Raw genomic sequence first — 12,734 nt, forward strand, 5'->3', positions numbered from 1 at the left:
AAAATCAGCGCGGCAGGTCGCTGAAACCCATCAGGAACTCATCCACCGAGCGCGCAGCCTGGCGCCCTTCGCGAATCGCCCACACCACGAGCGACTGGCCGCGGCGGATGTCGCCTGCAGCAAACACCTTCGGCACGTTGGTGGCATAACCACCAACGAAGTCGACCGTGGCCTTGGCGTTGCCGCGGGCATCCTTCTCGACGCCGAAGGCATCCAGCACGTTGGCCACCGGGCTCACGAAGCCCATCGCGAGCAGCACGAGGTCGGCCTTGAGGATCTGCTCGCTGCCGGCCACTTCCTGCATGCGGCCGTCCTTCCACTCGACCCGTACGGTCTTCAGGCCCGTGACCTTGCCTTTTTCACCGATGAATTCCTTGGTGGAAATGGCGAACTCGCGCTCGCAGCCTTCTTCGTGGCTGGAGCTCGTGCGCAGCTTGATCGGCCAGTAGGGCCAGGTCAGCGGGCGGTTTTCTTCCTCGGGCGGCTGCGGCATCAGCTCGAACTGGGTGACGCTGGCCGCGCCATGGCGGTTGCTGGTGCCCACGCAGTCGGAGCCGGTGTCGCCGCCGCCGATCACGATCACGTGCTTGCCGTCGGCGCGCAGCTGGCCCTTGACCTTGTCGCCCGCGTTGACGCGGTTCTGCTGGGGCAGGAACTCCATCGCGAAATGAATGCCGTCGAGATCGCGGCCCGGCACCGGCAGGTCGCGCGACTGCTCGGCGCCGCCGGTCAGCAGCACGGCGTCGAACTCCTTCTGCAGCTGCTCGGGCGTGACGGTTTCCTTGGCCAGGTTCGTGACCTTGGAGCCCTTGCCCAGCGGGTCCTTGGCGGCACCGACGATGACGCCGGTGCGGAAGCTCACGCCTTCGGCCTTCATCTGCTCGACGCGGCGGTCGATGTGCGTCTTCTCCATCTTGAAGTCGGGGATGCCGTAGCGCAGCAGGCCGCCGATGCGGTCGTTCTTCTCGAACAGCGTCACATCGTGGCCGGCGCGCGCGAGCTGCTGCGCGGCCGCCATGCCGGCCGGGCCCGAACCCACCACCGCCACCTTCTTGCCGGTCTTGTGCTTGGCAACGCGCGGCGCCACCCAGCCTTCGTCCCAGGCGCGGTCGATGATGGCGTGTTCCAGCGACTTGATGCCGACCGGGTCGTCATTCACGTTGAGCACGCAGGCGGCCTCGCAGGGCGCGGGGCAGATGCGGCCGGTGAATTCCGGGAAGTTGTTGGTCGAGTCGAGCACCGCGAAGGCGTTCTGCCAGTCGTTGCGGTACACGAGGTCGTTGAAGTCCGGAATGATGTTGTTGACCGGGCAGCCGCTGTTGCAGAACGGCGTGCCGCAGTCCATGCAGCGCGCGCCCTGCACCTTGGCCTGCTCGGGCGTCAAGGCAACGACGAATTCCTTGTAGTGCTTGACGCGCTCCTCGACGGGCTTGTAGCCCTCTTCGATGCGCTCATGCTCCATGAAGCCGGTGATCTTTCCCATCGTGCTTTCCTCTGTTCTTCGTTTTCGTTGCCGCTCAGACCGCAGCCGTCGCGGCCGGCGCGACCAGAGCATGCGGCTCCAGGCCCATGTGCGCGTTGTTGCCGCTGCTCGTGAGTTCGACCTTGCGGTCGTGCAGCTCGGCGAGCGCGCGCTTGTACTCGTTCGGGAACACCTTGACGAACTTGGTGCGCGACACGGCCCAGTTGTCGAGCAGTTCGCGCGCGCGCTTGCTGCCGGTCCAGCGGTGGTGCTCTTCGAGCAGCTTCTTGAGCTGGGCCTCGTCGGTCTCGCCACCGTGCCAGACCTTACGGTGCATGCTCGCCGTCTGCTCGGCCGAAGTCAGCACCTTGTCGAGCGACACCATCGAGAGATTGCAGCGCGTGGCGAACTGGCCGTCCTCGTCGTAGACGAAAGCCACGCCGCCGCTCATGCCGGCCGCGAAGTTCCGGCCCGTCTTGCCGAGCACCGCAACCGTGCCGCCCGTCATGTATTCGCAGCCATGGTCGCCCGTGCCTTCGACGACCGCCGTGGCACCCGAGAGGCGCACGGCAAAACGCTCGCCGGCCACGCCGCAGAGGTAGGCCTCGCCGGTGGTCGCGCCGTAGAGCGCGGTGTTGCCCACGATGGTGTTGCGCACCGCTTCGCCGCGGAAATCGAGGCTCGGGCGCACCACCACGCGGCCGCCCGAGAGGCCCTTGCCGGTGTAGTCGTTGGCATCGCCGATCAGGTAGAGCGTGATGCCGCGCGCCAGGAAGGCGCCGAACGACTGCCCGCCCGTGCCCTCGAGCTGGATGCGGATCGAATCGTCGGGCAGGCCCTGCGGATGCACCTTGGTCAGTGCACCCGACAGCATGGCGCCCACCGAGCGGTTGACGTTGCGCGCCACCTCGATGAACTGCACCTTCTCGCCGCGCTCGATGGCCGGACGCGACTTCTCGATGAGCTTGACGTCGAGCGCGCGCTCCAGGCCGTGGTCCTGGTTTTCGACGTGGAAGCGCGGCACCTCGGCCGGCACGTTCGGCAGCGCGAACAGGCGGCTGAAATCGAGGCCCGAGGCCTTCCAGTGCTCGATGCCCTTGCGCATGTCGAGCAGGTCGGCGCGGCCGATCAGGTCGTCGAACTTGCGGATGCCGAGCTGGGCCATGATCTGGCGCACTTCCTCGGCCACGAAGAAGAAGTAGTTGACGACGTGCTCGGGCTTGCCCGAGAACTTCTTGCGCAGGATCGGGTCTTGCGTGGCCACGCCCACCGGGCAGGTGTTCAGGTGGCACTTGCGCATCATGATGCAGCCCTCGACCACCAGCGGGGCCGTGGCAAAGCCGAACTCGTCGGCGCCCAGCAGCGCGCCGATGGCGACGTCGCGGCCGGTCTTCATCTGGCCGTCGGCCTGCACGCGGATGCGGCTGCGCAGGCGGTTGAGCACCAGCGTCTGCTGCGTTTCGGCCAGGCCGATTTCCCACGGGCTGCCCGCATGCTTGATCGACGACCAGGGCGATGCACCCGTGCCGCCGTCATGGCCGGCGATCACCACGTGGTCGCTCTTGCACTTGGCCACGCCGGCCGCGATGGTGCCCACGCCGATTTCGCTCACCAGCTTGACGCTGATGCTCGCGTGCGGCGCGGCGTTCTTCAGGTCGTGGATCAGCTGCGCCAGGTCTTCGATCGAGTAGATGTCGTGGTGCGGCGGCGGCGAGATCAGGCCCACACCCGGCACGGCATAGCGCTGCTTGCCGATGTATTCGGTGACCTTGCCGCCGGGCAGCTGGCCGCCCTCGCCCGGCTTGGCGCCCTGCGCCATCTTGATCTGAATCTGGTCGGCCGAATGCAGGTACTCGGCCGTGACGCCAAAGCGCCCCGACGCCACCTGCTTGATGCGCGAACGCAGCGAGTCGCCGTCCTTCAGGGGCAGGTCGACCTCGACGTTGGCCGCGCCGATCACGCTCTTGAGCGTGTCGCCCTGCTTGATCGGGATGCCCTTGAGCTCGTTGCGGTAGCGCGCCGGGTCTTCGCCGCCCTCGCCCGTGTTGCTCTTGCCGCCGATGCGGTTCATGGCAATGGCAAGCGTGGAGTGCGCCTCGGTGCTGATCGAGCCGAGCGACATCGCGCCCGTGGCAAAGCGCTTGACGATCTCTGCAGCGGGCTCGACCTCGTCCACCGGAATGGCCTTGGCCGGATCCAGCTTGAACTCGAACAGGCCGCGCAGCGTGAGATGGCGGCGGTTCTGGTCGTTGATGAGCTGCGCGTATTCCTTGTAGGTGTTCCAGTTGTTGGCGCGCGTGCTGTGCTGCAGCTTGGCGATGGCGTCGGGCGTCCACATGTGCTCTTCGCCGCGCGTGCGCCAGGCGTATTCGCCGCCGGCGTCGAGCATGTTGGAGAGCACCGGGTCGTCGCCGAACGCGGCCTTGTGCATGCGGATGGCTTCCTCGGCGATCTCGAACACGCCGATGCCCTCGACGCGGCTGGCGGTGCCGGTGAAGTACTTGTTGACCGTCTCGGTGTTCAGGCCGATGGCTTCGAACAGCTGCGCGCCGCAGTAGCTCATGTAGGTGCTGACACCCATCTTCGACATGATCTTGGACAGGCCCTTGCCGATCGCCTTGACGTAGTTGTAGACCGCTTTCTCCGCGCTCATGTCGCCCGGCAGGTCGGCGTGCATGGCCGCCAGCGTTTCCATGGCGAGGTAGGGATGCACGGCTTCGGCGCCGTAGCCCGCGAGCACGCCGAAGTGATGAACTTCGCGGGCCGATCCGGTTTCGACGACGAGCCCGGCCGTGGTGCGCAGGCCTTCACGGACCAGGTACTGATGGACAGCGGAGAGAGCCAGCACGGCGGGAATCGCCACCTGCGTCGGGCTCACGCCGCGGTCGCTCACGATCAGGATGTTGTGGCCGCCCTTGATGGCATCCACCGCTTCGGCACAGAGCGACGCCAGCTTGGCCTCGACGCCCTCGTAGCCCCAGGCGAGCGGATAGGTGATGTCGAGCACGTAGCTCTTGAACTTGCCCTGCGTGTAGGTGCCGATGTCGCGCAGCTTGGCCATGTCGGCGAAGTCGAGGATCGGCTGGCTCACTTCGAGCCGCATCGGCGGGTTGACCTGGTTGATATCCAGCAGGTTGGGCTTGGGGCCGATGAAGGACACCAGCGACATCACGATCGCCTCGCGGATCGGGTCGATCGGCGGGTTGGTCACCTGCGCGAACAGCTGCTTGAAGTAGTTGTAGAGCGGCTTGTTCTTGCTGGAGAGCACGGCCAGCGGGCTGTCGTTGCCCATGGAGCCGATGCCCTCTTCGCCGGCCTGCGCCATCGGGCTCATCAGGAACTTGATGTCTTCCTGGGTGTAGCCGAAGGCCTGCTGGCGGTCGAGCAGCGCCACCTGCGAGAGCGGCGCGGGCACCGGCTCGGCCTCGACGCTGTCGAGCTTGATGCGCAGGTTCTCGATCCACTGCTTGTAGGGCTTGCTGTTGGCGAGGGTGGCCTTGACCTCCTCGTCGTCGATCATGCGGCCCTGCTCCAGGTCGATCAGGAACATCTTGCCGGGCTGCAGGCGCCACTTGCGCACGATCTTCTGCTCGGGCACGGGCAGCACGCCCGACTCGGAGGCCATGATGACCAGGTCGTCGTCGGTCACGCAGTAGCGCGAGGGGCGCAGGCCGTTGCGGTCCAGCGTGGCGCCAATCTGGCGGCCGTCGGTGAACACGATGGAGGCCGGGCCGTCCCACGGCTCCAGCATGGCGGCGTGGTATTCGTAGAACGCGCGGCGGCGCGGGTCCATGGTGGCGTGCTGTTCCCAGGGCTCGGGAATCATCATCATCACGGCCTGGCTGATGGGGTAGCCGGCCATCGTCAGCAGCTCGAGGCAGTTGTCGAAGGTGGCGGTGTCGGACTGGCCGGCGAAGCTGATCGGGTAGAGCTTCTGCAGGTCGGCGCCCAGCACGGGCGAGGACATCACGCCTTCGCGCGCCTTCATCCAGTTGTAGTTGCCCTTGACCGTGTTGATCTCGCCGTTGTGGGCGACATAGCGGTACGGGTGGGCCAGCGGCCACTCGGGGAAGGTGTTGGTGGAGAAGCGCTGGTGCACCAGGCCGAGGGCCGAGACGCAGCGCTTGTCCTGCAGGTCGAGGTAGTAGGTGCCGACCTGGTCGGCGAGCAGCAGGCCCTTGTAGACCACGGTGCGGCTCGACATGCTCGGAACGTAGTATTCCTTGCTGTGCTTGAGCTTCAGGCGCTGGATGTTGGCGCTGGCGGTCTTGCGGATCACGTAGAGCTTGCGTTCCAGCGCGTCCTGCACGATCACGTCGTTGCCGCGGCCGATGAACACCTGGCGCAGCAGCGGCTCCTTGGCGCGCACCGTGGGCGACATCGGCATGTCGCGATTGACCGGCACGTCGCGCCAGCCCAGCAGCACCTGGCCTTCGGCCTTGATCGCGCGTTCCATTTCCTGTTCGCAGGCTTCGCGCGAGGCGTGTTCCTTGGGCAGGAAGATCATGCCGACGCCGTATTCGCCCGGCGGGGGCAACGCCACGCCCTGCTTGGCCATTTCCTCGCGATAGAGGCGGTCGGGCAGCTGGATCAGGATGCCGGCGCCGTCGCCCATCAGCTTGTCAGCGCCCACTGCGCCGCGATGGTCGAGGTTCTCGAGGATCTTCAGGCCCTGCAGCACGATGGCATGGCTCTTCTCGCCCTTGATGTGCGCGACGAAGCCGACGCCGCAGGCATCGTGCTCATCGGCACCGGAATACAGACCGTGTTGTTGGAGATGTTCGATCTCGGCAGCCGTCGTCATGGCGCACTCCTTCAGTTTTTCGCAGGGAAGAGAAGGATATTGCGATGCACAAAGAATGCCAAACACTTTAAATGGGGTCGGATTCTAATTAAATCCCGACTCTTATGGTCAGAATAAAATTAGGGACATATCAATAAAGGTAGCAAAGACTCCCCTCGAAGTAATGCGCTGGGAAGCTTCAGCTCAGGAATCGGACGCCGCCGGCGGACGCCCGGCCTTGGCTTTGGCAACGCGGCGTTCGGTCGCTTTCTGAAGCGACGCAAGAAAATCCGCATCGCCGGCTGCCCAGCCCCGCAAGGTGGCCTCGGTCAGCATGCCCTGGTCGGCCGCACGCACGCCGCCGCGCACCAGTTCGACGTACGCCGCCTCGCGGGCAAAGGGGGTGTTGCCCAGCTCCCAGTAGAGCGGATGCGGCGTCAGCAGCTTGTCATGCCGCAGGCCTGCGTAATGTCCATGGCTGGACCATGGAAAGTCGCGCGCGTCCGACACCATGCCGGCCCGCACGGGGTTCAGGTCGATGTACGCCATGCAGGTCAGCAGATAGCGGTCGGTCTGGATCAAGGTCGATCGGTAGCGCCCTTCCCACAGGGTGCCGCTGCGACCGTGGCGGTCGTTGAAATAGCGCACGTAGCTGCGCCCCACCGCCTGCATGAACTGCGGCAGCCCGGTGGCCGTGTCGGGCGTGGCCAGCAGATGGAAATGGTTGTCCATCAGCACATAGGCATGCAGTGCCACGCCGAAGCGCGGGGCCGCGTCCGCCATCAGGCCGAGCAGCCGCTCGTGGTCGGCGCGGTCGACGAAGATGGCCTGGCGGTTGTTGCCGCGCTGGATCACGTGGTGTGGCAGGCCGGGGAGCGTGAGACGGGGCAGGCGGGCCATGGCGTGACGTGACGCTATGTGCTTTGGAGGGAGCTCAGTGCAGGCGAAACCGCGTCTCGCCCAGGGTGTCGAGCCCGAACTGCGACAGCAGTTCGCCGAGCCGCGCCGCCGCACCGGCCTTGCGCTGCCCGGTGTGGCGCGCCAGGATCAGCTCGTTCTTCATGCTGTGCTCCCAGCCCACCAGTTCGGTGACGGTGACGCTGTAGCCATGGGCCTCGAGGTACAGGCAGCGCAGCACGTTGGTGAGCTGGCTGCCGATTTCGCGCGTGTGCAGCGGATGGCGCCAAAGCTCGGCCAATGGCGTGCGCGACAGGGCCAGCGCCTTGGTTTCGCGCAGGCAGGCCGCCACCTCGGCCTGGCAGCAGGGCACCAGCACCATGCAGCGCGCCTTCTTCGCGAGCCCGAAGGCGATCGCGTCGTCGGTGGCCGTGTCGCAGGCGTGCAGCGCGGTGACCACGTCGATGCGCTCCGGCAGCTCGCTCGCCTGGGCCGACTCGGCCACGGTGAGGTTCAGGAAGGACATGCGGTCGAAGCCGAGCTGGCGTGCCAATGCGCGCGATTTCTCGACCAGTTCGCTGCGCGTCTCGATGCCGTAGACGTGGCCACCCTGGCGCGAGCGGAAGAACAGGTCGTAGATGATGAAGCCCAAGTACGACTTGCCGGCGCCATGGTCGGCCAGCGTGGCTTCCGCGCCGCCGCCCGGCAGTTCGCGCAGCAGCTGCTCGATGAACTGGAACAGGTGGTAGACCTGCTTGAGCTTGCGCCGCGAATCCTGGTTGAGCCGACCTTCGCGCGTGAGGATATGCAGCTCCTTCAAAAGCTCGATGGACTGGCCCGGCCGCAGGACCTCCGCCAGTTCGGCCTCGGCCTTGGCGGTCTTGGCCGTCTTCACGGCCCTGCTGGTTGCTTGCGCGCTCATGGCCGGGCGCTCCCCGGGCCTACATCCAGCGCGGCCCAGCCATCCGGCCCCAGCGCTTCAAGCGTCTCGATGTTGCGTTCGAAAATGGCTTCGGCCTCGGGAAAGGCCTCGACCGCGCGGCTCACGCTGTCTTCGCGCAGCAGGTGCAGCGTGGGGTACGGCGCGCGGTTGGTGGCATTGCCGATGTCGTCGGCCTCGGTACCTGCAAACTGGAACCGCGGATGAAAGCTCGCGAGCTGAAACACGCCGTCGAAACCCGCGCGCGCGAGCCGGCGTTCGGCGCGCGCCGTGAAGTCGTTGAAGTCCAGAAAATCGGCCAAGGTGTTGGGTGCTATCAGCAAGGTGGTGTCGCGCACGGAGGCATCGAGCGCGGCGAGTTCATCGGCCTCTGCCAGGAGCATGTCGATCAGCGCGGCTTCGTCGGTGGGCAGGTACACGGCATAGCGGATCTGCGCCTTCACGTGCACCGCTTTCGCGAACGGGCACAGGTTGAGCCCGATCACCGCGCGTTCGAGCCAGCGCCGCATGTCGGCTTCGGCCTGGATGGCATCGATTGTCGCCGGACCGGTCATGCCACCTCCGCCGCAGGGCGAATTTTGCCGAGGCGCCGCGCCAGGGCCATGCCCGCCAGCGAACATGCGAGCGTGGCAGTCCAGGTCCAGTGCCAGCCGCCGGCGCGCAGCGCCACCCAGGCCACCGCCGGCGGCGCCAGAAACTGCCCCAGCGAAGACGCCTGCTGCATGAGCCCGGCGGTGGTGGAAACCGTGGACGGGCCCGGCGCCAGCCGGACACCGAGCAAAAACAGGGTCGCCGGCACCATGCCGCCGCCGAGCGAAAAGACGCAGACTGCGGCGTAGCGAAGCACCGGCGGCAGGCCAAGTGAGTCGGCGCCCTGCCCCACCTGTGCGAAGGCCGCAAGACCGCCCAGCGCCATGGCCAGGAAACCCGCCTGGAGCAGGCGCTCGGGCGCGACACCGCGCTGCAGCCAGCGGCCGCCCGCGACGTTGCCGACGATGTTCATCGCGGCCGCCACCGCAGTGAGCACCGCGCCCCAGCCGGCCGGCACGCCGGCACCGGCATAGATGGCCGGAAGAAAGCCGATCACCGCCATCCACTGGGCCGAATACACGGCAAAGGTCAGCGCGATCATCCAGGGAGCGCGTGCGCCGACCGTGGCGCGCAGGCGCGACGGCCAGCCGCCGGCCATGCCGCCAGCCGCACGAAACGCGTCCGCGGGCACCGCCAGCCACAACCAGAGCGCCGCCGCGGCCGACACGGCCGACAGCGTCCACCACCAGTCGGCCCATCCGCCCCAGGCGATCAATGCGGGCCCGAAAAGCAGCGCAAGCGCAACACCGAGCGGCATGTAGGCGCCCCAGACGCCCAGCGCGGCCTTGTCCGCACCAGCAGGGGTCAATGCGCGGATCAGCCCTGGCCCCGGCATGACCGCCAGCAGAAAGCCGATGCCTTCGAGCGCGCGCAGGCCGAGCAGCCATTGCACCGCAAAGGTGCCGCCCAGGAGCCCCGCGCCGACGGCGCCGCCCAGCAGGCTCGCCACCGTCAGCACCACGAGGCCGGTCAGCATGCTGCGGCGCAGGCCGATCGTGTCGGCCGCGAGCCCGGCGATCAGTCCCATGCTCATGCTCGCCACCTGCACCAGCGACAGCAGGAACCCGGCCTCGACCAGGTCGATGCCGAGCGACGCCTGCAGCGCCGGCACCGCGGGCGGCAGCTTGCCCAGGTGCAGCGCGGCGCTGACGCCGCCGAGCACCACGGCAAAGGCGGCGGCGGGAACGCGCGCGGAGGCGATGGCCGCAGAATTCATGAAATCCCCCGCCGGCCGGTCAGCCGTTCATGCTCGCGCATGGCGAAGCGGTCGGTCATGCCGGCGATGTAGTCGGCCACGGCGCGATGCCGGTCGTAGCGGTCCGCGTAGGAAACGGGCATCTCGGCGCCGCGCTCCAGATAGGCCTCGAAGAGCTCCCTCACCACCTGCTGCGCCTGGTCGGTGGTCTGCCTCACCTGCGGATGGCGGTAGAGGTTGCGGAACAGGAAGGTCTTGAGCTCGTTGGATTGCGCCTGCATGGTTTCGCTGAACGCAACGAGCGGCGGCGCGTTGCGCACACCGTCGGCATCGACCGGCTTCGCGGTTTCCAGGGCCGCACGGGTGGCGTCGATCACATCGTAGACCTGGGCGCTCAGCATGCGCCGGATGGTTTCGTAGAGCACGCGCCGCCCTTCCAGCCGGGGGTACTCGGCCAGCGCTTCGCGGCGGTAGCGCTCGAACAGCTCCACCTCGCCGAGCTGCTCGACGTTGATGAGCCCGGAGCGCACGCCGTCGTCGATGTCGTGCGCGTTGTAGGCAATCGCGTCGGCCAGGTTGCAGAGCTGCGCCTCGAGGCCCGGCTGCGTGCGGTCCAGGAAGCGACGCGCCACGCCGTTCGGCTCGCCTGCCTCCAGGCGCTCGGCATTGGCGCGCGAACAGTGCTTGAGGATGCCCTCGCGAGTCTCGAAGCTGAGATTCAGGCCGTCGTACTGCGGATAGCGATGCTCCAGGGCGTCGACCACGCGCAGGCTCTGCAGGTTGTGCTCGAAGCCGCCGTGGCCTTCCATGCAGGCGTTGAGCGCGTCCTGCCCCGCATGGCCGAACGGCGTGTGGCCAAGGTCGTGCGCGAGGGCGATCGCCTCCACCAGATCCTCGTTGATGCGCAGGGCCCGTGCGATGGAACGGCCCAGCTGCGCGACTTCGAGCGAATGCGTGAGCCGGGTGCGGAACAGGTCGCCTTCGTGGTTCAGGAAAACCTGCGTCTTGTAGACCAGCCGCCGGAACGCGGTGGAATGCACGATGCGGTCGCGGTCGCGCTGGAAGGCGTCGCGCGTGGGCGCCGGCGGCTCGGCATGGCGCCTCCCGCGCGAACGCGCGGGGTGGCAGGCATAAGCCGCGAGGCTCATCGGTGCACCCTCGGCGCCGCGCTCATTCCGCCTGGCAGCACCGCGCGAGCACTTCGCGCACCAGCGCATCGGGCGCGCTGCTGACGGCAGCGGAGCCCGGTTTGTCGATCACCACGAAGCGGATCTCGCCGGCTTCGGATTTCTTGTCGACCCGCATCAGTTCGAGATAGCGCTCCGCTCCCAGCGCGGGGCCCACGGTCGGCAGGCCGGCACGCCCGATCAGCCGCGTGAGCCGTTCGACGAACGCCGCATCGACGCCGCCGAGCCGCTGCGACAGGTGCGCCGCCATCACCATGCCGCAGCCGACCGCTTCGCCATGCAGCCACTCGCCGTAGCCCAGGCCCGACTCGATCGCATGGCCGAAGGTGTGGCCGAAGTTCAGGATGGCCCGCAGGCCGGTCTCGCGCTCGTCCTGGCCGACGACCAGCGCCTTGATCTCGCAGCTGCGCTTGACCGCGTAGGCGAGTGCCGCCGGCTCGCGCGCCACCAGCGCGTCGACATTCGCCTCGATCCAGTCGAAGAAAGCCATGTCGTGGATCGGACCGTACTTGATGACCTCGGCCAGGCCCGCGCTGAGCTCGCGCGGCGGCAGCGTCTGCAGCGTGCCCAGGTCGCACACCACCAGCTGCGGCTGGTAGAACGCGCCGATCATGTTCTTTCCGAGCGGGTGGTTGATGGCGGTCTTGCCGCCGACCGACGAATCGACCTGCGCCAGCAGCGTGGTCGGCACCTGCACAAAGGGTACGCCGCGCATGTAGCTGGCGGCGGCAAAGCCCGTCATGTCGCCCACCACGCCGCCGCCCAGGGCGAACAGCACGGTCTTGCGGTCACTGCCGTGGCCGAGCAGCGCATCGAAGATGAGGTTCAGGGTCTCAAGGTTCTTGTGCACCTCGCCGTCGGGCAGCTCGAGCAGGTGCACGGTGCGGAAGCGCCCGGCCAACGCCGCTCGCAAGGCCTGGGCGTAGAGCGGCGCCACCGTGGTGTTGCTGACGACCAGCGCACTGGCGGCCGCGGGCACGGCGGCGAAGCTCTGGGGGTCGTCCAGCAGGCCGGCGCCGATCAGGATCGGGTAGCTGCGTTCGCCGAGCTGGATGTCGACGCGTTCTGGCGGTGCGGAGGGTGCGGGCAATGGCATGCAGCGAGTTTAGGCGCTGCGCGCCGGCGCTTCAGTCGGAGGGCTCTTCGGGCGGCGTGCCCGCGGCCACGATGCCGGCGAGCTCCAGCTGCATCACGATGATGTTCACCAGCATGGTGATCGAGGGGCGGCCGGTGTCGACCACCTCGTGGGCCGTCTCGCGGTAGAGCGGATCGCGGGCATCGTGCAGTTCGCGCAGCCGCCCCAGCGGATCGGCCACCTGCAGCAGGGGCCGCTTGACGTCGTGGCGCAGGCGCCGGAACAGGTCTTCGGGCGAGGAGCGCAGGTAGATTACATGGAAGTGGTCGCGCAGCTGCCGGCGGTTGGCCTCGCGCAGCACGGCGCCGCCACCCGTGGCCAGCACGCCGTGGGGCCGGACGGCGAGGTCGGCGATGACGGCCTGCTCGAGGTCGCGGAAGGCGATTTCGCCCTCGCGCTCGAAGTAATCGCGGATCGAGCAGCCGATGCGCTGCTCGATCACGTGGTCGGTGTCGACGAAGGGAAGGTCCAGGCGTGCGCCCAGGCGCCGGCCCACTGCGGACTTTCCGGCGCCGGGCAACCCGACGAGTGCGATCGCCACGCG

At 67.6% G+C, this 12,734-nt stretch carries 9 protein-coding genes; all 9 read right to left on the reverse strand.

Annotated features, from left to right (window positions below):
- Positions 1–4: 4 nt before the first annotated feature.
- The gene (locus tag IB278_RS06960; RefSeq protein ID WP_192323043.1) at positions 5–1,483 is read right to left on the reverse strand and encodes a glutamate synthase subunit beta; all 1,479 of its coding nucleotides are present in this window, start codon (positions 1,481–1,483) and stop codon (positions 5–7) included.
- Positions 1,484–1,517: 34 nt separating this feature from the next.
- A complete protein-coding gene (locus IB278_RS06965) occupies positions 1,518–6,266 on the reverse strand; it encodes a glutamate synthase-related protein (RefSeq protein ID WP_145741025.1) in 4,749 nt (1,582 codons plus the stop codon).
- A 183-nt stretch (positions 6,267–6,449) separates the two neighbouring features.
- A complete protein-coding gene (locus IB278_RS06970) occupies positions 6,450–7,145 on the reverse strand; it encodes a transposase (protein WP_192323044.1) in 696 nt (231 codons plus the stop codon).
- 34 nt (positions 7,146–7,179) lie between these two features.
- Positions 7,180–8,064, reverse strand: coding sequence for a class I SAM-dependent methyltransferase (locus IB278_RS06975; RefSeq protein WP_192323045.1), 885 nt, complete (start codon positions 8,062–8,064; stop codon positions 7,180–7,182).
- A complete protein-coding gene (locus IB278_RS06980) occupies positions 8,061–8,636 on the reverse strand; it encodes a DUF1415 domain-containing protein (RefSeq protein WP_192323046.1) in 576 nt (191 codons plus the stop codon). The genes IB278_RS06975 and IB278_RS06980 overlap by 4 nt, the downstream gene beginning before the upstream one ends.
- Complete coding sequence (locus tag IB278_RS06985; RefSeq protein WP_192323047.1) at positions 8,633–9,889, reverse strand: CynX/NimT family MFS transporter; 1,257 nt, start codon at positions 9,887–9,889, stop codon at positions 8,633–8,635. The genes IB278_RS06980 and IB278_RS06985 overlap by 4 nt, the downstream gene beginning before the upstream one ends.
- Positions 9,886–11,016 (reverse strand): deoxyguanosinetriphosphate triphosphohydrolase, encoded by a 1,131-nt coding sequence (locus IB278_RS06990; protein WP_145741015.1) that lies wholly within the window; start codon positions 11,014–11,016, stop codon positions 9,886–9,888. The genes IB278_RS06985 and IB278_RS06990 overlap by 4 nt, the downstream gene beginning before the upstream one ends.
- 22 nt (positions 11,017–11,038) lie before the next feature.
- Positions 11,039–12,151 carry a 3-dehydroquinate synthase gene (aroB, locus tag IB278_RS06995; protein ID WP_145741013.1) on the reverse strand — a complete coding sequence of 371 codons (1,113 nt, stop codon included), beginning with the start codon at positions 12,149–12,151 and terminating at the stop codon, positions 11,039–11,041.
- A 31-nt stretch (positions 12,152–12,182) separates the two neighbouring features.
- On the reverse strand, positions 12,183–12,731 hold the full coding sequence (locus tag IB278_RS07000; protein ID WP_145741012.1) for a shikimate kinase: 549 nt from the start codon (positions 12,729–12,731) through the stop codon (positions 12,183–12,185).
- Positions 12,732–12,734 lie beyond the last annotated feature (3 nt).

The sequence above is a fragment of the Variovorax sp. VRV01 genome (genome assembly GCF_014852545.1).
In the GTDB taxonomy this organism is placed as follows: domain Bacteria; phylum Pseudomonadota; class Gammaproteobacteria; order Burkholderiales; family Burkholderiaceae_C; genus Variovorax; species Variovorax beijingensis_A.